23 protein-coding genes are annotated in these 23,924 nt (G+C 62.7%); 11 read left to right on the top strand and 12 right to left on the bottom strand.

Translation table 11 applies throughout. From position 1 onward, the window contains the following. The first annotated feature begins 58 nt into the window (after positions 1-58). On the top strand, positions 59-853 hold the full coding sequence (locus C4Q26_RS12900) for a phosphatase PAP2 family protein (RefSeq protein WP_023382891.1): 795 nt from the start codon (positions 59-61) through the stop codon (positions 851-853). Between the two features lie 99 nt (positions 854-952). Here the strand turns inward: C4Q26_RS12900 and C4Q26_RS12895 are convergent, their stop codons facing one another. After that, positions 953-1,354: an RNA-binding S4 domain-containing protein gene (locus tag C4Q26_RS12895; protein WP_023382892.1), complete on the bottom strand. Its 402-nt coding sequence runs from the start codon at positions 1,352-1,354 to the stop codon at positions 953-955. A 109-nt stretch (positions 1,355-1,463) separates the two neighbouring features. Here C4Q26_RS12895 and C4Q26_RS12890 point away from each other — a divergent pair, with 109 nt between their 5' ends. Together C4Q26_RS12890 and rimK are read left to right on the top strand one after the other, a co-directional pair. After that, entirely contained in the window at positions 1,464-1,946 is a 483-nt protein-coding gene (locus C4Q26_RS12890; RefSeq protein ID WP_023382893.1) for an ATP-dependent zinc protease, read from the top strand. Further along, entirely contained in the window at positions 1,943-2,848 is a 906-nt protein-coding gene (gene rimK, locus C4Q26_RS12885) for a 30S ribosomal protein S6--L-glutamate ligase (protein WP_015268602.1), read from the top strand. The genes C4Q26_RS12890 and rimK overlap by 4 nt, the downstream gene beginning before the upstream one ends. Before the next feature lie 125 nt (positions 2,849-2,973). Here rimK and C4Q26_RS12880 read toward each other — a convergent pair whose 3' ends face one another. Together C4Q26_RS12880 and ompR are read right to left on the bottom strand one after the other, a co-directional pair. Next, positions 2,974-4,287, bottom strand: a complete 1,314-nt coding sequence (locus C4Q26_RS12880) for an ATP-binding protein (protein ID WP_104881093.1) — start codon at positions 4,285-4,287, stop codon at positions 2,974-2,976. Between the two features lie 121 nt (positions 4,288-4,408). Further along, a complete protein-coding gene (ompR, locus tag C4Q26_RS12875) occupies positions 4,409-5,149 on the bottom strand; it encodes a two-component system response regulator OmpR (RefSeq protein WP_023382895.1) in 741 nt (246 codons plus the stop codon). 229 nt (positions 5,150-5,378) lie between these two features. Between ompR and C4Q26_RS12870 the strand changes: the two genes are divergently transcribed. From C4Q26_RS12870 to C4Q26_RS12855, 4 genes are all read left to right on the top strand, one after another. Further along, positions 5,379-7,706: a Tex family protein gene (locus tag C4Q26_RS12870; protein WP_023382896.1), complete on the top strand. Its 2,328-nt coding sequence runs from the start codon at positions 5,379-5,381 to the stop codon at positions 7,704-7,706. Beyond that, positions 7,706-8,089, top strand: a complete 384-nt coding sequence (locus C4Q26_RS12865) for a PaaI family thioesterase (protein WP_023382897.1) — start codon at positions 7,706-7,708, stop codon at positions 8,087-8,089. Before C4Q26_RS12870 ends, C4Q26_RS12865 begins: the two co-directional genes overlap by 1 nt. A 196-nt stretch (positions 8,090-8,285) precedes the next feature. Next, the gene (gshA, locus tag C4Q26_RS12860; RefSeq protein ID WP_023382898.1) at positions 8,286-9,863 is read left to right on the top strand and encodes a glutamate--cysteine ligase; all 1,578 of its coding nucleotides are present in this window, start codon (positions 8,286-8,288) and stop codon (positions 9,861-9,863) included. Further along, complete coding sequence (locus C4Q26_RS12855) at positions 9,863-10,495, top strand: TetR/AcrR family transcriptional regulator (RefSeq protein ID WP_023382899.1); 633 nt, start codon at positions 9,863-9,865, stop codon at positions 10,493-10,495. The genes gshA and C4Q26_RS12855 overlap by 1 nt, the downstream gene beginning before the upstream one ends. A 38-nt stretch (positions 10,496-10,533) precedes the next feature. Here C4Q26_RS12855 and C4Q26_RS12850 read toward each other — a convergent pair whose 3' ends face one another. The 8 genes from C4Q26_RS12850 to C4Q26_RS12815 form a co-directional block, all read right to left on the bottom strand. Beyond that, positions 10,534-10,749, bottom strand: coding sequence for a molybdopterin-binding protein (locus C4Q26_RS12850; RefSeq protein WP_008095172.1), 216 nt, complete (start codon positions 10,747-10,749; stop codon positions 10,534-10,536). 31 nt (positions 10,750-10,780) lie between these two features. Continuing rightward, positions 10,781-11,593 (bottom strand): aliphatic sulfonates ABC transporter ATP-binding protein, encoded by an 813-nt coding sequence (gene ssuB / locus C4Q26_RS12845; RefSeq protein ID WP_023382900.1) that lies wholly within the window; start codon positions 11,591-11,593, stop codon positions 10,781-10,783. After that, positions 11,590-12,387, bottom strand: a complete 798-nt coding sequence (ssuC, locus tag C4Q26_RS12840) for an aliphatic sulfonate ABC transporter permease SsuC (protein ID WP_027907225.1) — start codon at positions 12,385-12,387, stop codon at positions 11,590-11,592. The genes ssuB and ssuC overlap by 4 nt, the downstream gene beginning before the upstream one ends. A gap of 10 nt (positions 12,388-12,397) precedes the next feature. Further along, positions 12,398-13,546, bottom strand: a complete 1,149-nt coding sequence (gene ssuD, locus C4Q26_RS12835; protein ID WP_027907224.1) for an FMNH2-dependent alkanesulfonate monooxygenase — start codon at positions 13,544-13,546, stop codon at positions 12,398-12,400. Positions 13,547-13,605: 59 nt separating this feature from the next. Further along, entirely contained in the window at positions 13,606-14,571 is a 966-nt protein-coding gene (locus tag C4Q26_RS12830) for a sulfonate ABC transporter substrate-binding protein (protein ID WP_023382903.1), read from the bottom strand. A 93-nt stretch (positions 14,572-14,664) separates the two neighbouring features. Continuing rightward, positions 14,665-15,258, bottom strand: a complete 594-nt coding sequence (gene ssuE / locus C4Q26_RS12825) for an NADPH-dependent FMN reductase (RefSeq protein ID WP_023382904.1) — start codon at positions 15,256-15,258, stop codon at positions 14,665-14,667. A 460-nt stretch (positions 15,259-15,718) separates the two neighbouring features. Beyond that, positions 15,719-16,357, bottom strand: a complete 639-nt coding sequence (locus C4Q26_RS12820) for a peroxiredoxin (RefSeq protein ID WP_023382905.1) — start codon at positions 16,355-16,357, stop codon at positions 15,719-15,721. Between the two features lie 163 nt (positions 16,358-16,520). Next, positions 16,521-17,861 carry an OprD family porin gene (locus C4Q26_RS12815; protein WP_104883140.1) on the bottom strand — a complete coding sequence of 447 codons (1,341 nt, stop codon included), beginning with the start codon at positions 17,859-17,861 and terminating at the stop codon, positions 16,521-16,523. A 501-nt stretch (positions 17,862-18,362) separates the two neighbouring features. Here C4Q26_RS12815 and tauA point away from each other — a divergent pair. From tauA to tauD, 4 genes are read left to right on the top strand one after another with little or no spacing between them, the layout of a single operon-like run. After that, positions 18,363-19,334: a taurine ABC transporter substrate-binding protein gene (tauA, locus tag C4Q26_RS12810; RefSeq protein WP_023382907.1), complete on the top strand. Its 972-nt coding sequence runs from the start codon at positions 18,363-18,365 to the stop codon at positions 19,332-19,334. Positions 19,335-19,358: 24 nt separating this feature from the next. Beyond that, positions 19,359-20,153, top strand: coding sequence for a taurine ABC transporter ATP-binding subunit (gene tauB / locus C4Q26_RS12805; RefSeq protein ID WP_104883139.1), 795 nt, complete (start codon positions 19,359-19,361; stop codon positions 20,151-20,153). Then, entirely contained in the window at positions 20,150-20,980 is an 831-nt protein-coding gene (tauC, locus tag C4Q26_RS12800; protein ID WP_023382909.1) for a taurine ABC transporter permease TauC, read from the top strand. Before tauB ends, tauC begins: the two co-directional genes overlap by 4 nt. 47 nt (positions 20,981-21,027) lie before the next feature. After that, positions 21,028-21,861 carry a taurine dioxygenase gene (gene tauD / locus C4Q26_RS12795; protein ID WP_104883138.1) on the top strand — a complete coding sequence of 278 codons (834 nt, stop codon included), beginning with the start codon at positions 21,028-21,030 and terminating at the stop codon, positions 21,859-21,861. Positions 21,862-21,923: 62 nt separating this feature from the next. Here the strand turns inward: tauD and betT are convergent, their stop codons facing one another. Further along, on the bottom strand, positions 21,924-23,885 hold the full coding sequence (gene betT, locus C4Q26_RS12790) for a choline BCCT transporter BetT (protein WP_209439657.1): 1,962 nt from the start codon (positions 23,883-23,885) through the stop codon (positions 21,924-21,926). Positions 23,886-23,924: the final 39 nt, after the last annotated feature.

The following is a 23,924-nucleotide window of genomic DNA, read 5'->3' as shown; positions in this document are numbered from 1 at the left end:
CCCTGTGGCAGAGCGCTCAAAAGGCCGCTCCGTTTCCTGTTGGCAATAGAGGTATTTTATGGACAATCGACCACTGTTCCAAGCAAGGTGGTCCTGGGGCCCCTTGGCAGCCTGCACTTTGCTGCCTATCGCCCTACTGTGTTTCTGGTTATGGCCCATTGGCCAGATCTTGTGTCTGACAGTCGACGAATGGCTATTCCATAGCCTGAACTCACCGCTGGCCGATCACACCCTCTGGCGTTACACCTGGACCGTCGGCAGCCTACGGCCCTTCGACATCGTCGTGGGTCTGATCCTGCTAGCCCTGCTCATCCGTGGCGACTGGGTGTTCAAAGCCTGTCAGGTGCGCCAGGCGTTTTTCGGCTTCCTGGTCACCCTGTTGCTCTTAGTGGTGATTCGCGCGCTGTTTTCCAAGTGGGTGGATGCAATGGGCTGGCAACACGACAGTCCGTCGATGATGTTCGACGACGCCGTGCACCTGAAGGATTACTACCCCAACCTCGAAGCCAAGTGGGAGCTCAAAGACCGCTCCAGCAACAGTTTCCCTGGCGACCATGCCTCGGTGCTGTTGATCTGGGCGCTGTTCATGAGTTTGTTCAGCCGCCGCCTGATTCAGCACCTGGTGATCTGGGGTCTGGCGTTTCTGTTCATGATGCCGCGCCTTGTCGCGGGCGCGCATTGGGGCCAGGACGATTACATCGGCGGCCTGCTGATGGCGGTGCTGGCGTTGGGCTGGAGCTGCCACACGCCGCTGGCGGCCAAGGCAAGCGAAGCACTGGTGCGTTGGACAGAACCGTTGTTCGGGTTGCTGGGGCGGGTACCGTTTGTCGGGCGATTAGCGATCCTTCGTTAGCCGCCTGAGCGTTGCCCCACTGCCATCGCCGACAAGCCGGCTCCTGCAACAATCATCGTGGGGGCTGGCTTGAAAGCGATAGGGCGCAAGGCATCCCAACTACTCGAAACTGCCGTGCAGTTGGTGAATCTGACGCCGCTGCTTCTTGTTCGGCCGGCCATCGGTGGTTACGCCCATCGCCCCTGCCTTGCGCATCTCGGCGGCCTGCTCCCGGCGCCGCACGCTATCCTCGGTCTCCTCGTACAAGGTCTGCGCCTCTGGCGCGCCACGGCGCACCACCGATAGCGCCTTGACTACCACCGTGCGTTCATCGAAGCCGGTCCGCAGCACGAATTCGTCCCCCACCCGTGGCTCCTTGCCAGGCTTGCAGCGCTCGCCCCGGCAATGCACCTTGCCACTCTCGATAGCCGCCTTGGCCAGGGCGCGGGTCTTGTAGAAGCGCGCTGCCCACAGCCATTTGTCGAGGCGTACTTTGTCGTCGTCTTCCGGCTTCTGAGCCATCCCGATACCTCAAATTCTGTCTTTCATCGAACTGTACTACCTTCACTAACGGATGCAAAAAGTCCGCGCCGTGCTTACAGTTCACCACCTCATTCGCAGGGTGTGCTTAGTGAAGACATTTGACCATCTGACAGTGATCGGCCTGCGCGAGTGGGTCGCCCTGCCCGACCTCGGCGTCGCAGGCTTGCGCGCCAAGATCGACACCGGCGCCAGCACGTCCAGCCTGCATGCCACCGACATCGAACCCTTCGAGCGCGATGGCCAGCCGTGGGTGCGCTTCACCGCTCACCTGGGTTCGGTGGTGCAACTGCGTCACCGTCGCTGCGAGGCGCCGCTGGTGACCATGAAAACCATCAAGAGCTCCAACGGCCAGGCCCAGACCCGCTACGTGATCCGCACATCGCTGGCCCTGGGCGATGGTGTGTGGGAGGTCGAATTCACCCTGGCCTGCCGCAAGAACATGCGTTACCGACTGCTGCTGGGGTCCAAGGCACTCATCCATGGCCAACTGGTGGTCAACCCGGGCCTTAAATACGTTCAAGACAAACCGGCCTTCCCGGCCACTCTCTCCACTGTCACAGGTGCTGCATGAAGATCGCTGTGCTGTCGCGCAATCCGCGTCTGTATTCCACCCGCCGCCTGGTCGAGGCCGGTACCCAGCGGGGCCATGAAATGGTAGTGATCGATACCTTGCGGGCCTATATGAACATCGCCAGCCACAAGCCGCAGATCCACTACCGCGGCAAGCCACTGGAAGGCTTCGACGCGGTCATTCCGCGCATCGGTGCCTCCGTGACATTCTACGGCTGCGCAGTGTTGCGCCAGTTCGAGATGATGGGTGTCTACCCACTCAACGAGTCGGTCGCTATCGCCCGCTCGCGGGACAAGCTGCGTTCATTGCAGTTGCTGTCACGCCGTGGCATCGGTTTGCCGATCACCGGATTCGCCCACTCGCCGGATGACATTCCCGACCTGATCCAGATGGTCAATGGTGCCCCGTTGGTGATCAAGGTGCTCGAAGGTACCCAGGGCATTGGCGTGGTGTTGTGCGAGACCACCAAGGCGGCCGAGTCGGTGATCGAGGCGTTCATGGGCCTGAAGCAGAACATTATGGTTCAAGAATACATCAAGGAGGCCGGTGGCGCGGATATCCGTTGCTTCGTGGTTGGTGACAAGGTGATCGCCTCGATGAAGCGCCAGGCCAAGCCGGGCGAGTTCCGCTCCAACCTGCACCGAGGTGGCGTCGCCAGCTTGATCAAGATCACCCCTGAAGAGCGCATGACCGCCATTCGCGCCGCCAAGGTCATGGGGCTGAGCGTAGCCGGGGTGGACATCCTGCGCTCCAACCACGGGCCGCTGGTGATGGAGGTGAACTCATCGCCAGGGCTTGAAGGCATCGAGGTGACCACCGGCAAGAACGTGGCCGGGATGATCATCGAGCATCTGGAGAAAAATGGCGGGCCGAATCAGACCCGAACCAAAGGTAAGGGATGAGGGTGATGGCGCCGGCCTATTTTGCGGCTAGAGTCGCTCCCACAGCTACAGCGCAGCGCTCAGGCACTGCGCAGTCCCTATAGGCGCGGGTCTACCCGCGCAGAGACCGGCACAGCCCTGAAGGATCAGACGGCATTACGCGGCAGCAACAGCCCCAACGGCAGACGCACCCGCGCCTCGATCCCGCCGCCAGACCGGTTGCGCAGTTCCACATTTCCGCCGTGCTGCGCCGCGATCCGCTTGACGATCGCCAAGCCCAACCCGGTGCCCTTGCCGCCCCGGGCACGGTCACCGCGGATGAACGGGTTGAAGATGTTCTCAAGCTCCGATTCGTCGATCCCTGCCCCACGGTCCAGCACGCTGAGCACCACGTACGGCGCGCTTTCATCACCCGACACGTAAGCCGCCACCTCGACGCCTTTGCCGGCATGGTGCAACGCATTGCCAATCAGGTTGCCGAGCATGCGCTTGAGCGAAACCCGGCGCAGCGGGAACGGTGGAATCGGCTCCAGGCACAGGCGCACTCGCTCCTCGGGCTGGTTGTAGGGCGCAACCACCTCGCGCACCAGGTCCGCCAGGTCCACTTCCTCCACCGGCTCGTCACGGCCATCCCGAATGAAGGCCAGGAACTGGTCGAGAATAGCGTCCATGTCCTCGATGTCGCGGACCATGTCGTCGGTCAGCTCGCTGTCGTTGGCCATCAGCGACAACGACAGGCGCAGGCGCGTGAGCGGTGTGCGCAGGTCGTGCGATACCCCTGCCAGCATCAGCTCGCGCTCGCGACCGGCCTGCTCCACATCCTCGGCCATCTGGTTGAATGCGCGGTATACCTCGGTCATCTCGCTGGGCGTATCGCTGATCGGCAGGCGCACGCTGCGGCCCTGGCCCAGTTGGCGAGCCGCAAACACCAGGCGCTTGAGTGGCTGGTTCAGCTGCCGTACGAAGATCCACGCCGATGCGGTGGACAACAGGCCGATGGCCAGGAACCAGCCCAGCACGTTCCAGATTTTCTGCCCGCGCAGCGGGTGCGGGTACAGCGGCACCTTGAGCCAGCCAGGCCCCAGGCTAGGCGCATTGACCCACAAGGCCGGCGGCGCATGCACGCGCAGGCGAACTTCGGTGTCCTCGCCCAACTCGGCCTGCATCTGCCGCTGATAGATTTCGCTGTAAGGCCAGTGCTGCTCACCCTCGGGCACCCCGGAACCCGTGACCCGGATAAGCCCTGCCGCTTCGGCGATCTTGTCGCGGTTTTCTTCATCCGCAGCCCAATAGGCCCGCAGGGTGAGTGCCACGCCGTGGCTGTACTGGCGGTCGACCAGCACGTCCTCGTTCATCAGCAGGTAGACCAGGGTCAGCGCCTTGGAGAACAGGACGACGATCAGCACCAGCCACAGGGTGCGGGCGAAGAAACTTTGCGGAAACCAGAGAGGCGTTTTCATCGAGGACAACTACTGCACAGACGCGAGACTGGCTCGCCAACAACGCCGACCGGCGCAGACGAAAACAGGGCGATCCGTTCGGGTCGCCCTGTCGCGTCCTGGCAAGCCAGCAGGCCGACCATCATTTGCCGGCGTTTCCGTCCGGCACGAAGACATAGCCCACACCCCAGACCGTCTGGATGTAGCGCGGCTTGGACGGGTCCGGCTCGATCATGCGGCGCAGGCGCGAGATCTGCACGTCGATGGAGCGCTCCAACGCGTCCCACTCGCGACCACGGGCCAGGTTCATCAGTTTGTCGCGGGTCAGCGGCTCGCGGGCATGCATGACCAGGGCCTTGAGCACTGCGAACTCGCCGGTGGTGAGCATGTGCACTTCATCGCCACGCTTGAGTTCGCGGGTGGCCAGCGACAGCTCGTAGTCGCCGAAGGTGACCGACTCGTCCTCGCTGCCCGGCGCACCCGGCACGCTTGGCGCCTGGCGACGCAACACGGCCTTGACCCGCGCCATCAGCTCGTCCGGGTTGAACGGCTTGCCCAGGTAGTCGTCAGCCCCCAGCTCCAGCCCCTTGATACGGCTGAGCTCGTCGCCCTTGGCGGTGAGCATGATGATGGGGATCTGGTTGTTGGACTGGCGCAGCCGTTTGCACGCGGAAAGGCCGTCTTCGCCAGGCATCATCAGGTCCAGCACCACCAGGTTGAACACTTCACGCGACAGCAGCCGATCCATCTGTTCGGTGTTGGGCACTGCACGGGCGCGGTAGCCCTTGCTGGTGAAGAAACGTTCCAGCAGGCTGCTCAGCCCTGGATCGTCATCGACGATGAGAATTTTTTCGCCTTCAGCGTTGTTTGCAGTGCCGGTCATGAATAACTCCTCTGATATCGCCGTGCATTATGGCGTAGCCATTGCTGCGCGTGCCGTGAGCATTGTTAGCAGATTTTTCCCATGGTGCCACTTCCTGGCCGCGCAGCAGTGGCTGGGCGCCATCACCGCAAGCCGTCCCCGATGGGTATAATGCGCGGCTTTCACCCTGTGTCGCCGGGCCTTGAGCCCCACCGCGGCCCCCAGCATTCACATTTGTCAGGTGGTTTACATGGACAGCATCAACAGCCGTATCGCCGAGGAACTGGGCGTACGCCCCCAGCAGGTCGAAGCGGCCGTGGGCCTGTTGGACGAAGGCTCAACCGTGCCCTTCATCGCCCGTTACCGCAAGGAAGTGACCGGCAGCCTGGACGACACGCAATTGCGCCACCTGGAAGAGCGCCTGCGTTACCTGCGCGAGCTCGACGAGCGCCGCGCCAGCATCCTGGCCAGCATCGAGGAACAGGGCAAGCTGACCCCGGAACTGGCCCGCGAGATCAAGCTCGCCGACACCAAGACCCGCCTCGAAGACCTCTACCTCCCCTACAAGCAAAAACGCCGCACCAAGGGCCAGATCGCCCTGGAAGCCGGCCTGGGCGAGCTGGCCGACGGCCTGTTCAACGACCCGCAGCTGACGCCGGAAACCGAGGCCGCGCGCTTCGTCAACGCCGACAAGGGCGTCGCCGACGTCAAGGCCGCTTTGGAAGGCGCCAAGTACATCCTGATGGAGCGCTTCGCCGAAGACGCCGCCCTGCTCGACAAGCTGCGCAACTTCCTCAAGCAGGAAGCGGTGCTCAGTGCACGCGTGGTGGCCGGCAAGGAAGAGGAAGGCGCCAAGTTCCGCGATTACTTCGCCCACGACGAGTTGCTGCGCAACGCTCCGTCGCACCGCGCCCTGGCCATCTTCCGTGGCCGTAACGAAGGTGTGCTCAGCGCCTCGCTGAAAGTCGGCGAAGAGCTGCCCGGCACCCTGCACCCGTGCGAACTGATGATCGGCAACCACGTCGGCATCGAGAACCGCAACCGCCCGGCCGACAAGTGGCTGGGCGAGGTGGTGCGCTGGACCTGGAAGGTAAAGCTGTACACCCACCTGGAAACCGACCTGTTCGGCGAGCTGCGCGACAACGCCGAAGGCGAGGCGATCAACGTCTTCGCCCACAACCTGCATGACCTGCTGCTGGCCGCCCCAGCTGGCCCACGCGCTACCCTGGGCTTCGACCCGGGCCTGCGCACCGGCTGCAAGATCGCCGTGGTCGACGCCACCGGCAAGCTGCTGGACCACACCACCGTGTACCCGCACGCACCGAAGAATGACTGGGACCGCACCATTTCCATCATGGCCGCCCTGTGCGCCAAGCATTCGGTGGAACTGATCGCCATCGGCAACGGCACCGCCAGCCGCGAGAGCGACAAGCTGGTGGCCGAGCTGGTGAAAAAGTACCCCGCCCTGAAGATCACCAAGATCATGGTCTCCGAGGCCGGCGCTTCGGTGTATTCGGCATCGGAACTGGCTGCCCGCGAATTCCCGGACCTGGACGTGTCGATCCGTGGCGCCGTGTCGATCGCCCGCCGCCTGCAGGACCCGCTGGCCGAACTGGTCAAGATCGACCCGAAATCCATCGGTGTCGGCCAGTACCAGCACGACGTGTCGCAGGTGAAGCTGGCTCGCGGCCTGGACGCCGTGGTCGAGGACTGCGTGAACGCCGTGGGCGTGGACGTCAACACGGCTTCCGTTGCGCTGTTGACCCGCATCTCCGGCCTGAACGCCACGCTGGCGCAGAACATCGTCGCCCACCGCGACGCCAATGGCCCGTTCGCCACGCGTGCCGCGCTGAAGAAAGTCAGCCGCCTGGGCGAAAAAACCTTCGAGCAGGCCGCCGGCTTCCTACGGGTGATGAACGGCGACAACCCGCTGGATGCCTCCGCGGTTCACCCGGAGGCCTATCCGCTGGTGCAACGCATCGCCGCCGACACCGGCCGCGACATTCGCTCGCTGATCGGCGACAGCGCCTTCCTCAAGCGCCTCGACCCGAAGAAGTTCACCGATGAAACCTTCGGCCTGCCGACCGTCACCGACATTCTGCAGGAACTGGACAAGCCCGGCCGCGACCCACGCCCCGAGTTCAAGACCGCCACCTTCCAGGACGGCGTCGAAGACCTCAAGGACCTGGAGCCCGGCATGATCCTCGAAGGCGTGGTCACCAACGTCACCAACTTTGGTGCCTTCGTCGACATCGGCGTGCACCAGGATGGCCTGGTGCACATCTCGGCGCTTTCGGAGAAGTTCATCAAGGACCCACGTGAAGCGGTCAAGGCCGGCGATGTGGTCAAGGTCAAGGTCATGGAAGTGGACATCCCGCGCAAGCGCGTCGGCCTGTCCATGCGCATGAGCGATACCCCGGGCGAGAAGGTCGAGGGCAACCGTGGGGGCGGCAACCGCGGCAACGGCGGCAACCGTTCGCAGCAGGCGCCCCGCCAGCGTGAAACCGCGACAGCCGCGCCGGCCAACAACGCCATGGCGGCATTGTTCGCCAACGCCAAGCAGCTGAAGAAGAAGTAATGGACGTTCCTCGCGAATACGTCGAAAGCGCCTTCAGCCAACTGCTGGGCTGCCGCCTGCAACGCCTGGACACAGGTGTTGCCGAGGTGGCTCTGGCGGTCGAAACGCACCTGCGCAACCGTGGCCAGAAGTTGCACGGTGGGGCGATCTTCAGCCTGGTGGACATCGCCATGGGCCTGGCCTGCTCGGCCAGCCATGGCTTCGACCAGCAAAGCGTGACCATCGAATGCAAGATCAACTACCTGCGCGCCGTCAGCGACGGCGACGTGCTGTGCACCGCCCGCGTATTGCACGCCGGGCGCCGCACGCTGGTTGTCGACGCTGACGTAGTCCAAGGCGACAAGCTGGTGGCCAAAGCGCAAGGAACCTTCGCTGTTCTCTAGCTCCCAAAGCAGTATCTGCGGTATTTTCGGCAGCAGATGAGGGCCGCTTCGCAGCGCGAGGCGGTCCCAAGTCGGCGCTGGCACTGCCGAGAACCCAGGCAAACCAGGCGACAACGCCAGTTCCTTTTCCAACTACCCTTGTAGACCGTCAACGCTACCCCCATATTGGGGCGACTGACGCGTGAAGGAATCCATCTTGAGCGACCTCCTCAACCGCCGCCTGAGCCTGCTCGGCGCCAATCTTCCCCTGCTCAAGCAGTGCCTGCACGGTATTGAGCGCGAATGCCTGCGCGTGACCGACGAAGGTCGCCTGGCCCAGACCCCACACCCGGAAGCATTGGGTTCGGCGCTGACCAACGAGCAGATCACCACCGACTATTCCGAGTCGCTGCTGGAGTTCATCACCCCGGCACTGGCCGACCCGGCCAAGGTGCTCGAAAGCCTTGAACAGACCCACCGCTTCGTCTACAGCAAGCTGGGCGACGAGTACCTGTGGAGCCCGTCGATGCCCTGCACGTTGCCGGCCGAGGAGGATATTCCGATCGCCGAGTACGGCACCTCGAACATCGGCAAGCTCAAGCATGTCTATCGCAAGGGCCTGGCCCTGCGCTACGGCCGCACCATGCAGTGCATCGCCGGCATCCACTACAACTTCTCCCTGCCTGAAGCCCTCTGGCCGCTGCTGCGCGAGGCCGAGGGTGGTCAGGAGAGCGACCGCGACTACCAGTCCTCGGCCTACATTGCGTTGATCCGCAACTTCCGCCGCTACAGCTGGCTGCTGATGTACCTGTTCGGTGCCTCGCCGGCGCTGGACAAAGGCTTCCTGCGCGGTCGCCCGCACCAGCTCGAAGAGCTGGACGCCGAGACCCTGTACCTGCCCTACGCCACCAGCCTGCGCATGAGCGACCTGGGCTACCAGAGCAACGCCCAGGCGGGCCTGACGCCTTGCTACAACAACCTGTCGAGCTACACCGACAGCCTACGCAAGGCCGTCGGCACGCCCTACCCGCCCTATGTCGAAGTGGGAACCCACAAAGATGGCGAGTGGGTGCAGCTGAACACCAACATCCTGCAGATCGAGAACGAGTACTACTCGAACATCCGCCCCAAGCGCGTGACCTACACCGGCGAGCGGCCGATCCAGGCCCTGACCTCGCGTGGCGTGCAGTATGTCGAGGTGCGCTGCCTGGACATCAACCCGTTCCTGCCGGTAGGCATCGACCTGACCGAAGCGCGTTTCCTCGACGCGTTCCTGCTGTTCTGCGCCCTGGAGAACAGCCCGCAGCTGGACAACGGCGAATGCGGCCAGTGCACCAGCAACTTCCTTACCGTGGTCAAGGAAGGCCGCCGTCCTGGCCTCGAACTGCGCCGTGACGGCCAACCGATCGGCCTCAAGGCATGGGCCAGCGAGCTGATCGAGCGTATCGGGCAACTGGCCGAACTGCTCGACCGAGCCAACGGTGGCGACGAGCACGCCAAGGCGCTGCGTGCCCAGCAGGCCAAGGTCGATGACGCTTCGCTGACCCCTTCTGCCCAGGTACTGGCGCGCATGACCGAACATGACGAATCTTTCGTCAAGTTCGCCCTGCGCCAGAGCCGCCTGCACGCCGAGACCTTCCGCGACCAGCCCCTGCCCGTCGAGCGCCAGCAGGCTTTCGAAACCCTAGCCCGCGAGTCGCTGGCCGAGCAGGCGCGCCTGGAACAGCAAGAGGTCGGCGACTTCGACCTGTTCGTCGGCGCCTACCAGGCCAGCATTCTGGCGATCAGCAACTGATGACCCGTACCGTCACCCCGCGCAAGCCACGCGCCAGCAGCCAGGCCAGGATCGAAGCGATCCTGGCAGCGGCACGCGAGCTACTGGCCGATCAAGGGGTGGCAGGGTTGTCGATCTACAGCGTGGCCGATCGGGCGCAGATTCCACCGTCGTCGGTGTACCACTTCTTCGCCAGTGTTCCGGCCTTGCTCGAAGCCTTGACCGCCGATGTGCATCGCGCCTTCCGCGAGGCCCTCAGCGCGCCCATCGACAGCTCGGCATTCAACACCTGGCATGAGCTGTCACGGCTGATCGAAGAGCGCATGCTCGCCATCTACAACGAAGACGCCGCTGCCCGCCAGTTGATTCTGGCGCAGCACGGCTTGAGTGAAGTGGTGCAGGCTGACCGCCAGCACGACATGGAGTTGGGCGAGCTGATGCACAAGCTGTTCAACCAGCACTTCCAGTTGCCGGTGATGCCTGTGGATGTGGATGTGTTCGCCTTGGCCATGGAGCTCAGCGACCGGGTGTATGCGCGGTCGGTGCAGTTGCATGAGGCGATTACCCCACGCATGGCCGAGGAAGGCAAACGGGTGTTCGAGGCGTATCTGGGGCTTTACCTGCCGCCGTTTCTGAGCAAGCGTCCGGTTTGAGATTGTTGGGGCCGCTGCGCGGCCCCGGATGGCCAACCTCACAACTTGGCGATGGACACTTCGGTCGACTTCACGAAGGCAATGACCTCACTGCCAACCTGCAGCTCCAGCTCCTTCACGGAACGGGTGGTGATCACCGAGGTGACGATGCCGGAGGCGGTCTGCACGTCGATTTCCGACAGTACCGGGCCTTCGAGGATTTCTTTCACAGTGCCTTTGAACTGGTTGCGGACATTGATCGCTTTGATGGTCATGACTTGATTCCTTCTATTTGGCTTCTGGGGTTCAGTGCGCCCAACGCAGTTGCGTGGGCAAAGGGGCTACAGGGTCCGGCTCGGGCGCAGCGCCCGGCACGGAAAGAACACGGTCGAGCACTTCGCTTTCCAACGCCGCCAGGCGGTGCGAGCCACGCGCCCTGGGCCTTGGCAAGTCGACGACCAGGTCGAGACCGACCTCACCGTCCTCGATCAGAATCACGCGGTCGGCAACGGCAACCGCTTCGCTGACATCGTGGGTAACCAGCAGCACGGTAAAACCGTGCTGGCGCCACAGCCGTTCGATCAGTTGCTGCATTTCGATCCGGGTCAGAGCATCCAGCGCACCGAGCGGCTCATCCAGCAGCAGCAGGCGCGGCTGATGGATCAGGGCACGGGCCAGGGCCACGCGCTGTTTCTGGCCACCGGACAGCGCCGCCGGCCACTCGTTGGCGCGATCGGCCAGGCCGACCGCCTCCAGGGCATCCAGCGCCTTCGTCCGCCAGTCGCCCGACAGGCCCAAGCCGACGTTGTCGATCACCTTCTTCCAGGGCAGCAGGCGTGCGTCCTGGAACATCAACCGGGTTTCCTCGCGCGCCTCGGCCAGAGGCGCAGCACCGGCCAGAAGCTCGCCGGCAGTAGGCTTGTCGAGACCGGCCAGCAGACGCAGCAAGGTGCTCTTGCCGCAGCCGCTGCGGCCAACGATGGCGACGAACTGACCGGCCGGGATGTGCAAGTCGATGCCACGCAACACTTCACGTTTGCCAAAGGTCTTGCGCAGGTCGTTGGCAGCCAGAGGGATGCCACGCAGCAGGCGTGGCGGCTGTTCATTGAGCACGGTCATGCGCCCTCCTTCTTCGCCGGCTGATAGGCCGGGTGCCAACGCAGCCAGACACGCTCCAGACCACGGGCCGCCAGGTCGGCGAGCTTGCCAAGCACGGCGTACAGGACGATGGCCAGCACCACGACGTCGGTTTGCAGAAACTCACGGGCATTCATGGCCAGGTAACCGATGCCGGCGTTGGCCGAAATGGTCTCGGCAACGATCAACGTCAGCCACATGAAGCCCAGGGCGAAGCGCACGCCCACCAGGATCGAGGGCAGCGCCCCCGGCAGGATCACCTGACGGAACAGCGAGAAGCCTGACAGGCCGTAGCTGCGCGCCATTTCCACCAATGCCGGGTCGACATTACGGATGCCGTGGTAGGTGTTCAGGTAGATGGGGAACAGCGTGCCCAGCGCCACCAGGAAAATCTTCGCCGACTCGTCGATGCCGAACCACAGGATCACCAGTGGAATCAGCGCCAGGTGCGGCACGTTTCGAATCATCTGCACCGAGCTGTCGAGCAGGCGCTCGCCCCAGTTCGACAACCCGGTGATGAAGCCCAGCACCAGGCCGATGCTGCCACCGATCAAGAAACCTAGGCCTGCCCGCCAGCCACTGATGGCCAGGTGAGACCAGATCTCACCGCTGCGCACCAGCTCGACCCCGGCACTGATCACCGCGCTCGGGGCCGGCAGGATGCGGGTCGACAGCCAGCCAGCGCTGACCGCCAGTTGCCAGACGGCCAGGAGCAATACCGGCAGCGCCCATGGCGCCAGACGCTGCTGCAAGTTGGATGACGTTGCACGACTCATGGCCTGGCCCTCAGCTCTGCGCGACGGATTTGGGCAGGATGTCGTTAGCCACCATCTCGCCAAACGGGCTCACGTAGCCACCACTGCTCGGTTGCTGTGGACGCTGTACATCCAGGTGGGGGAACAGCAGTTCAGCCACGCGATAGGACTCTTCCAAGTGTGGGTAGCCCGAGAAGATGAAGGTATCGATGCCCAGTGCCGCGTATTCCTTGACCCGCTGCGCCACCGTCGGGCCGTCGCCCACCAGTGCAGTGCCTGCGCCACCGCGAACCAGGCCGACGCCGGCCCACAGGTTGGGGCTGACTTCCAGCTTGTCGCGGTTACCGTTGTGCAGGGCCGCCATGCGTTGCTGGCCGACCGAATCGAACCGCGCCAACGAGGCCTGGGCGCGAGCGATGGTGTCGTCGTCCAGGTGCGAGATGAGCTTGTCGGCGGCGGCCCAGGCTTGCTCGTTAGTTTCCCGCACGATTACGTGCAGACGAATACCAAAGCGTACTTCCCGGCCCTGCGCCGCGGCCTTCTCACGCACCTGGGCGATTTTCTCGGCCACGGCGGCCGGCGGCTCGCCCCAGGTCAGGTACAACTCGACCTGTTCGGCGGCCAGATCCTGGGCAGCCTCTGAAGAGCCACCGAAATACAGCGGCGGACGCGGCTGCTGGATCGGCGGGTAGAGCAGTTTGGCGCCCTTGACCTGAATGTGCTTGCCGTCGTAATCCACCACTTCGCCTTCGAGCACCTTGCGCCAGATGCGGGTGAACTCGACGGACGCTTCGTAGCGCTCCTGGTGGTTAAGATGCAGGCCATCACCGGCCAGCTCGTCCGGGTCGCCACCGGTAACCAGGTTGAACAGCGCACGGCCATTGGACAGACGATCGAGGGTCGCCGCCTGGCGGGCAGCGACGGTCGGCGAAATGATGCCTGGGCGCAGGGCGACGAGGAATTTCAGGCGTTGAGTCACGGGGATCAGCGATGCCGCGACCAACCAGGAGTCTTCGCAGGAGCGCCCGGTGGGAATCAGCACACCACCAAAGCCAAGGCGGTCGGCGGCCTGGGCGATCTGCTGCAAATAGCCATGATCGACTGCGCGGGCGCCCTCGGAAGTACCCAGGTACTTGCCGTCGCCGTGGGTCGGAAGGAACCAGAAAATGTTAAGGCTCATTGGAGTTGTCTCCTCAAGGGTGGCTCAAGCCGGCGCGGCGCCCCGGCGTAGCGAATGGTTCAAGGCGCGCTGGCGACCTTGGCCGGGGGTGTCCAGATCACGTCCTTGATGCTCAGCGGCTTGGGAATCAGCTTGAGCGCTTGGAAGGTGTCGGCGATCTTCTGCTGCGCGGCGACCACTTCCGGCGTCAGCGGCGCGGCACCGTAGCCTTGGCGCTTGACCGACGTCAGGGTGATGTCGGCAGGTAGGCCAAGCAGCGGCGCTACCTGTTCGGTGACTTGCTGCGGGTTGGCCTTGGACCATTCACCCACACCGCGCACCTCATCGATCAGCGTGTTGATCACCGCCGGGTGCTGGGTCGCGTAATTGCGGGTAGCCAGGTAGAACTGGTGGTTGTCGACCAGGCCTTTGCCGTCGCGCAGGGTACGTGCCTGCAGCTGCTGCTCGGCGGCGGCCTGGTAAGGGTCCCAGATCACCCAGGCATCGACGCTGCCTCGCTCGAAAGCGGCGCGGGCATCGGCAGGCGGCAGGTAGACCGGCTGGATATCGCTGTACTTGAGGCCGGCGTCTTCCAGGGCGCGGACCAGCAGGTAATGAACGTTGGAGCCCTTGTTCAGGGCAACTTTCCTGCCTTTGAGATCCTTGACCGACTGGATCGACGAACCCTTCGGTACCAGGATCGCTTCGCTGTGCGGCGCAGGTGGCTCATAGGCGACATAGAGCAGGTCAGCGCCAGCTGCCTGGGCGAACACGGGTGGCGTTTCGCCGGTCACGCCGAAGTCAATGGAGCCAACGTTCAACCCTTCGAGCAGCTGCGGACCGCCGGGGAATTCGGTCCATTGCACCTGAATGCCTTGCTCGGCCAGGCGCTTTTCCAACGTACCCTTGGCCTTGAGCAGCACCAGGGTGCCGTATTTCTGATAACCGATACGCAGGCTTTCAGCCTGGGCCTGAGTGATGGCGCCGAAGGACACAGCCGCCGCGAACAGGGCGACCAGACCACGACGCAAGAAGACTGTGCGCATGGCGCTCTCCTGTGCGAATGAGGTTCGGGTTGCACCTGCTTGCCTCGTTGACGGGCGAGTAAGGTGGAAAAGCAGTGAAGTGGTGTTGCCGGGTCAGATGCTCCAGCGAGCACTGATCAGGCGTTCGTTGAGTACGCCAGGGGCCACGGCGCTCGGCCGACGGGCCAAGGCAACGTGGAAGGTTTCCAGCGAGTCCAGCAGCCGCGCTTCCAACGCGGGTGTCAGCTGGGCAGGCTTGCTGCCCTCTGCGTAACTGACCTGGCTGTCGTCGGCGAAGATCCCTTGCAGGGTCTCTTGCGCCTTAAGTGCCGACAGCACGGGCTTGAGTGCGTAATCCACCGCCAGCATATGGGCAATGCTGCCGCCGGTAGCGATGGGCAAAACGATCTTGTGCACCAGGGCGCGCTCGGGCAGCAGGTCGAGCAGGGTTTTCAGGGCACCAGCGAAAGACGCCTTGTACACCGGGGTTGCGACTATCAGGCCATCGGCCTGGGCGACCACCTGCTGGAAGTGCTGGACATGCGGGCTGTCGAAACGCGCATGCAGCAGGTCCTCGGCTGGAAAGTCACGCACCTGGAAGTTCACCACTTCGACGCCACGCTCCTGTAGCCAATGGCGCGAACGCTCGAGCAGCACGCCAGAGCGTGAACGAGGACTGGGGCTACCACCGATAGAGACGACCAGCATTGGAGCGCTTCCTTGAGTTCTATGGGGAGAGACATTAACAGTCGGCTTATATATCTAGAAATCATATTTTTTTATTTGTTTATTCCATTTTGCATTTGCATTGATGCGTCAATCGAGCGCCGCCCGCGCGGCGCATCGCGAGCAAGGCTCGCTCCTACGTTTGTTTCGGGCCAGTTATGCCAGCGGGAAATGCGCGCGACCGCTTTGGCGTGCGCCGCGATATCGAGCCGAACAAACAAGGCGGTCGCGCGCGTCTGTCACAGGCGTTATTGGCCGTAAACAAACGTAGGAGCGAGCCTTGCTCGCGATGCGCCGCGCGGGCGGCGCTCGTTCTCATGATCACCGTACCTCTCGCGCCTATCACCCAGCGGCCCGAACACCATTCCTGCAGCCATAAAAAAGGGCCGTCGAAACGGCCCGAATATCCCTGCTATGGCTAAGAGCAATGCAACGAGGATCCTTAACGATTAGGTTGCGGGGTCAGACGCAGATAGGGCTTCACGGCACGGTAGCCTTTAGGGAAGCGCTGCTTGATCTCGTCCTCGTCCTTCAGCGACGGCACGATCACCACGTCGTCGCCGTCCTGCCAGTTACCTGGCGTGGCGACCTTATGGTTGTCGGTGAGCTGCAGCGAGTCGATCACCCGCAGGATTTCGTTGAAGTTGCGCCCGGTACTGGCCGGATAGGTAATGGTCAGGCGCACCTTCTTGTTCGGGTCGATGACGAACAGCGATCGCACGGTGAGGGTATCGCTGGCGTTGGGGTGAATCAGGTCGTACAGGTCGGACACCTTGCGGTCGGCGTCAGCGATGATCGGGAAATTCACCACGGTATTCTGGGTTTCGTTGATGTCGTCGATCCAACGGTGGTGGGAGTCGACTGGGTCTACCGACAGCGCGATGACCTTGACGCCGCGCTTGGCGAAATCGTCCTTGAGCTTGGCGGTCAGACCCAACTCGGTGGTGCATACCGGCGTGAAATCGGCCGGGTGGGAGAACAGCACACCCCAGCTGTTGCCGAGCCATTCGTGGAAGCGGATATTGCCTTCGCTGGACGCTTGTTCGAAATCGGGGGCGATGTCGCCAAGTTTGAGACTCATGGGCTGCGGCTCCTGTGCTGTGTTTGCCTTATGGGATTCAATGTGCCTGCATTCGATTCAAAACAAAAAGAATAAATATTGATTTATTTATAACCAGGTGGAATACAGAAGTTGAGACACAAAAAAGCCTCGCACTAGGCGAGGCTCTTTTTTTGGTTACGACTTACAGGAAACTGTAAGTGTAGTTCACGATGAAGCGAGTTTGGTCGGTGTCTTTGGTGAACTCGCCGGTGTCACCATTGGTCCCACGGTAGACACCTTGACGCAGGCTGAAACCGAGGCCTTTGAGCGTGCCTTCTTGAATCACATAGTCGATCCGTGCATCACGCTCCCACTCGCTGTAGGTGCCGTTGCCCGAGGCGTAACGAACATCGGTACCACGCAGGTACGAGACGGAAGCCTTCAAGCCCGGTACACCCAAACGCGCGAAGTCATAGGAGTATTGGCCGAAAGTGGTGTTTTCGCCGGCACGAGCGAACTGGTTGATCATGCTGTCGGTGAACAGATAGAAGCTTGAGCCACCAGCACCTTCGGGACGGTTGTTTCCATCACGCACGGAACCTTGGTTCAGCCATACGAAAGCACCGTCGTCACTGACCTGCTGATGACCCAGCAGGAAGGAGTGCGAACCGAGGGTGTAGGTGAACATCGCGGACCAGGTTTTGTTGTCCACCTCACCTTTGTGCTTGGCATAGCCTTTGTTGTTGTCAAAGGCATAGGCATCATCCTCGCCATTCTTACCATCGCTGCTGCTATCGAAGTAGCGCAGGTCAGTCTTGAATGACTGATCATCAGAGATCTTGAAGATGTGAGTGGCACCCAGGAAGTGCTGCTTATAGAAGTCTTCCAGATTCGAGTAGTAGTACTGCAGGGTCAGATCAGGCGTGAGCTTGTAGTCCAGACCACCGTAGCGGAACTTGTTGCTATCTGCGGTAGCACCGCTGACCGACAGACCAGTTCGGTTGCTAGATGCACGGCCCATCGCATGAGTCAGCTGACCAGCATTGATGGTCAGATTGTCAATTTCCTTCGAGGTGATGGTGCCACCTTCGAAGGTCTGCGGCAGCAGACGGCCATCGTTAGAGACCAGGATTGGCAGCATAGGTGCGAGTGCACTACCGAAGTGCGCTTCGGTCTTGGAGAAGCGGGCCTTCGCATTGGCACCGAAACGAGCCCACTGATCCACCGCAGAACCGTTGGTTTCACTTGGGAAGAAGGTGCTGCTATTCGGGTGCTTGCCGCGGCCGCCGTCCAGGTGAATGCCCCAGAGAGCCTGAGCATCGACACCAAAGCCTACGGTGCCCTCGGTGAAACCGGAGCTGTAGTCGAGCTTGAAGCCCTGACCCGATTCACGGTTATCGGCACCGCCCGCACGGTTATCGTTATTGAAATACATGGTGCGCGAGCTCAGGGACAGCTTGCTGTCCTCTACGAAACCGGCAGCGCCTGCTTGTTGGGCGAGAACCCCCAGTGCCACGGCCAGAGCCAGGCTGGACTTGTACATGTTTTGCTCCTCTACGTTCTAATTCTTGTAGGTCTCAGGTGGCCAGGTCTTCTGCCGTGCTCACCATGGATTGGCGATTTAGTCCCAAAGTGTGACTGTCTAGTCAATGGTTACTAAACATTTCTAGACTTTGGTCTAAGGCGCCGCCTGGGCTACAGGATAATGACAATCCTATAAATCCAAAATGACCGTTTTATGAATTTCTAAGATTTTTGCGGAATAAGGTAGGAACCTTTACAGCCAAAAGTTGTATCGTCCACGCAAATCATACCTTTAGGTTATTTGCAAACGTTTGCCAACCTGCTAGCCGCCCACCTCTCTTCTAAAGGCAAAAGAGCCTAGCAGCGGAAACCTGTTTCGCCAGCGGCACCCAGACCACTTGACAAGGGTTAAAACCTTTGGCTCCTAAGCTAATTCCAAAACGTTATTTATTTCTGATTTCTTAGATCATCTAGTCTTCTCGCCATCCATCACCACGATTGCCTGACGAGGAGTTCAACCATGATCCCGCACGCTCCGCTGCGCCTGTTCGCCGCCCTGACCCTCGCCAGCGCCAGCTGGTTGGCCCAGGCCGCTGACCTGACCGTGGCCTACCAGACCACCGTCGATCCGGCCAAAGTGGCCCAGGTCGATGGCGACTATGAAAAAGCCAGCAAGGCCAGCATCGACTGGCGCAAATTCGACAATGGCGCCGACGTGATCACCGCGGTGGCCAGCGGCGATGTGCAGATCGGCTACCTGGGCTCCAGCCCGCTGGCTGCCGCCGCCACCCGCAAACTCCCGGTCGAGACGTTCCTGATCGCCACCCAGATCGGCGCGGGCGAAGCGCTGGTCGCTCGCGACACCATCAAGACCCCGCAAGACCTGATCGGCAAGAAGGTCGCGGTGCCCTTCGTCTCGACCGGTCATTACAGCCTGCTGGCGGCGCTCAAGAGCTGGAACATCGATCCGTCCAAGGTACAGATCCTCAACCTGGCGCCTCCGGCCATCATCGCCGCCTGGAAACGTGGCGACATCGACGCCACCTACGTTTGGGACCCGGCCCTGGGCGTCGCCAAGGAGAACGGCAAGGTGCTGATCACCTCCGGCGAGCTGGCCGAGAAAGGCGCACCGACCTTCGACGCGTGGATCGTGCGCAAGGACTTCGCCGCCAAGCACCCTGATGTGGTCAAGGCCTTCGCCAAGGTCACCCTCGACGCCTACGCCGACTACCGCAAGGACCCTAAAGCCTGGTTGGCCAACCCTGACAACGTCGCCAAGCTGGCCAAGCTGTCCGGCGCCAAGCCATCGGACATCCCTGTGCTGCTGCAAGGCAACGTCTACCCGCTGGCCGCCGACCAGGCCAGTGCGCTTGGCGCGCCGACGACCCAGGCCCTCACTGACACGGCCACCTTCCTCAAGCAGCAAGGCAAGGTCGACGCAGTGCTGCCTGACTACTCGCCGTATGTCAGCGCCCAGTACATCCCCAACTAAGACTGCAACCGACGGGAGGCTGTCATGGCCTTGCTTGAGCTGGAGCGCATCAGCGCACAGTACCCCGGCGCCACCACCCCGGTGCTGGCCGACATCAACCTGAGCCTGGGGCCGCGCCAGCTGCTGGTGGCCCTCGGGCCTTCCGGCAGCGGAAAGACCTCGCTGCTGAACCTGATCGCCGGCTTCGTCGCCCCCAGCGGCGGACGCATCACCCTGGATGGTGTCCCGGTGCAAGGCCCTGGCGCCGAGCGTGGCGTGGTGTTCCAGGACGATGCCTTGCTGCCTTGGCAGAACGTGCTGGGCAACGTCGCCTTTGGCCTGGAACTGGCCGGTGTCGCTCGCCCGGAGCGCGAGGCCAAAGCTCGCGAGATGCTGGCCCTGGTCGACCTGGAAGGCTTCGGCGAGCGGCACATCTGGCAGTTGTCCGGCGGCCAGAAACAACGCGTGGGGCTGGCCCGGGCGCTGGCGGCAAACCCTCGGGTACTGCTGATGGACGAACCGTTCGGCGCCCTGGATGCCTTCACCCGCGAACAAATGCAAGAGCTGCTGCTGCAGGTATGGCAGCGCACCGCCAAGCCGGTGTTCCTGATTACCCACGACATCGAGGAGGCGGTCTTCCTGGCCTCCGAACTCGTCTTGCTGGCGCCGAGCCCCGGCCGCGTGGTCGAACGCTTGCAACTGGACTTTGGCCAGCGCTACGCGGCTGGCGAATCGGCCCGGGCGATCAAGTCCGATCCTCGCTTCATCGAAACCCGCGAACACGTGCTGGCGCGAGTGTTTTCCGAACGTGAAACGGCCCGCCAGGAGGCATCCGCATGAGCATCCTCGAACTGCCGGTTGCCACCAAGCGTACCGCGCCAGCGGCCAAGCCCCGCAAGCCACTGCCAACCCGCTGGATCAGCGCTCTGACCCTCGGGTTGCTACTGTCCTTGTGGTGGCTGGTCACTGCCGCTGGCTGGATCGAACCTTTGTTCCTGCCCTCGCCCGCCGACATCCTGGCCAAGGCGTGGACGCTGCTTACCCAAGGCTACATGGACGCCAGCCTGTGGCAGCACCTGGGCGCAAGCCTGGGCCGCATCGGGCTGGCGCTGGTCGCGGCAACGCTGACCGCCATCCCGGTCGGCATCGCCATCGGCTACAACCGCGTGGCCCGGGGCATCCTCGACCCGCTGATCGAGTTCTACCGCCCGATTCCGCCGCTGGCCTACCTGCCGTTGATCGTCATCTGGTGCGGTATCGGCGAGCTGTCCAAGGTGCTGCTGATCTACTTGGCGATCTTTGCTCCGATCGCCATCGCCACCGCCACCGGCGTGCGCACCGTCGACCCTGCCAAACTGCGGGCCGCGCAATCGCTGGGCGCTACCCAGGCGCAATTGATTCGCCACGTGATCCTGCCAAGTGCCCTGCCCGACATCCTCACCGGCATTCGGATCGGCCTGGGTGTCGGCTGGTCGACCCTGGTGGCCGCCGAGCTGATCGCCGCCACCAGCGGCCTGGGCTTCATGGTGCAGTCTGCGGCGCAGTTCCTGGTTACCGACGTGGTGGTACTGGGCATCCTGCTGATCGCGCTGATCGCCTTCGCCCTGGAGATGGGCCTGCGCGCCCTGCAACGCAAGCTGGTGCCCTGGCATGGGCAAAGCCACTGATTTCCGACTGACCACGCTGGCACGCCGGCGCTAGAACGAGACAAGACATGAGCCTGACCGTTACCCCTCTCAGCCCAGCGCTCGGTGCGCTGATCAGTGGCGTGGATATCAGCCGCGAGATCACCGTCGAGCAACGCGATGCCATCGAACAAGCGCTGCTCAAGCATCAGGTGCTGTTCTTCCGCGACCAACCGATCACGCCTGAACAGCAGGCCCGTTTCGCTGCCCGCTTCGGCGACCTGCACATTCACCCGATCTACCCCAATGTGCCGGAAACCCCGCAGGTGCTGATCCTCGACACCGCGGTCACCGACGTGCGCGATAACGCGGTCTGGCACACCGATGTGACCTTCTTGCGCACCCCGGCGCTGGGCGCGGTACTTAGCGCCAAGCAGCTGCCGGCCTACGGCGGCGATACACTGTGGGCCAGTGGTATCGCCGCCTTCGAGGCGTTGTCAGCGCCGCTGCGCGAGATGCTCGACGGTCTGACCGCCACCCATGACTTCACCAGGTCGTTCCCGCTCGAGCGCTTCGGCACCACGGCTGAAGACCTGGCGCGCTGGGAAGCTACCCGCCGCAACAACCCGCCGCTGTCTCACCCGGTGGTGCGCACTCACCCGGTGAGCGGGCGCAAGGCGCTGTTCGTCAACGAAGGCTTCACGACTCGCATCAACGAGTTGAGCGAACTGGAGAGCGAGGCGCTGCTGAAGTTGCTGTTCGCCCACGCCACGCGGCCAGAGTTCAGCATTCGCTGGCGGTGGCAGGAGAACGACGTGGCCTTCTGGGACAACCGCGTGACCCAGCATTTCGCGGTGGATGATTACCGGCCGAGCCGGCGGGTGATGCATCGGGCGACCATCCTGGGGGACGCGCCGTTCTGAATGCCCTCGGCCGGTGGCCGCGGCCTTGTGTCGCGAAAGGGCCGCAACGCGGCCCCCGCGAACTATCGGACCAGGTGCAGGAACTGCATGTGCCGTTCGTACTGGTCGAGTATGTCGTTGATGATCTGCTCCTTGCTGTAGCCCACCAGGTCGTAGTTCTGGCTGCCCTCGCTCAGATGCACCTCCGCCCGGTAGTAGCGGCGGTTCTTCAAATCCTGGGTCCCCAATCCACCCAAGGCGAACGATGGCGTGAAATACCCGCGCATCTGCACCTGGTAAAGGAATGGCTGCTCCTCGCCATGGCCAATCTTCAGGCTGACGTTGTCGTGACTCGGGTCGTCCTGAGTAATCAGCGCCAGGCCCTTCTGCTCGAACACTTCGGTCACGTCGGCAATCGCCGGGCGCACCACGTCATCCATGAAGCGATACACCTCATCGCGTGACGGGAAGTGCACCGCCTGGCTCAGACGCTGGCGCCAGCCACCACGACCACGACGTGACTGCGCGAACGGCGCCAACGAGTGCATCTGCGCGATCTGCCGCTGGGACTCTAGGTAAAACGCCTTGTGCAGCCCCCACATCATGCTCAGCAAAATCAGCGAGAATGGCAGCGAAGTCAGCACCACCGCCGACTTGAGCGAGTCGATGCTGCCAGCGAACAGCAACCCGCTGGTGATCAGCGCCGTCATCGCGCCCCAGAAGATCCGCAGCCAGTTCGGCCCATCTTCATCGGCACCACCGCCCTTGGCGGACAGCGTCGACAGCACCACCGTGCCCGAGTCGGCCGACGTGACGAAGAACACGAAGCTGATGAAGACCGTCACCGCGATGACGGTCTTGCTCCACGGGTAGGTTTCCAGCAGCAGGTACAGACTCATCGACGGGTTATCCAGCGCCGACTGCCCGAGCGCGGTCATGCCGTGGTTGATCACCTGGTCCAAGGCGCTGTTGCCGAAGATCGACATCCACGCCAGGGTGAAGCCCAGCGGAATCAGCAGCACGCCGAAGACGAATTCGCGGATGGTCCGGCCACGGGAAATACGTGCGATGAACAAGCCCACGAACGGAGCCCAGGCAATCCACCAGGCCCAGTAGAACACCGTCCAGCCGCCGAGCCAGTCGCGATTCTCACCGTAGGCGTATACATCGAAACTCTTGCGCGGCAAGGCACCGAGGTAGTCGCCGAGGTTCTGGATCAGGGTGTTGAACAAGTGCTGGGTAGGCCCGGCGAACAGCACGAACAGCAACAGCGCACAGGCCAGGAACAGGTTGATGTCGCTCATCACCCGCACGCCCTTCTCGACCCCAGCCACCGCAACGGCTACCGCCGCACCCATCATCAGGGTGATGAGGATGACCTGCACCCACTGGCTATGGCTGATACCGAACAGGTAGTCCAGCCCGGAATTCAGGTGCAGCACGCCGAAACCCATGTCGGCACCGAGGCCGAAGACCGTGGCAATGATGCCAAAGCCGTCAACCGCATAGCCGATGGGGCCGTTGATACGCTTGCCGATCAGCGGATACAGCGCCGACCGCAGGGCCAGCGGCAGGTTGTGGCGGTAGGCGAAGTAGGCCAGGGCCATGCCGACGAAGGCGAACACGCCCCAGCCATGCAGGCCCCAGTGCAGGAACAGGATCTGCATCGCCTGGCGCCCGGCCTCCGCCGTACCCGCTTCGCCCTGAGGCGGTTGCAGCATGTGGGTCAGCGGTTCGGAGACGCAAAAGAAGAACAGGGTAATGCTGATGCCAGCGGCGAACAGCATGCCGGCCCAGGACAGGTAACTGAACTCGGGTTCGTCGTGGTCGGCACCGAGCTTGATCTTGCCGTAGCCGGACAAGGCGGTGACCACCACGAAGACCAGGTACAGGGTCATCGCCAGCATGTAGTACCAGCCGACCGTGTTGGCCGCCCAGTTCTGTGCCGCCAGCAGCCACTCACCTGAGGCTTGCGGGAATGCGATGACCACCAGGCCGAACAAAAGGATGAAACTTGCCGCGAAGTAGAACACCGGAGGGTTCATGCGGATCTTGCCGTGGGCAAGGGAAGCGGTCGGTGCACT

Source organism: Pseudomonas sp. SWI44, assembly GCF_002947915.1.
Taxonomy (GTDB): Bacteria; Pseudomonadota; Gammaproteobacteria; order Pseudomonadales; family Pseudomonadaceae; genus Aquipseudomonas; species Aquipseudomonas taiwanensis.
Note: the sequence above shows the minus strand (reverse complement) of the source record. Positions and strands in the feature narration are given on the sequence as shown.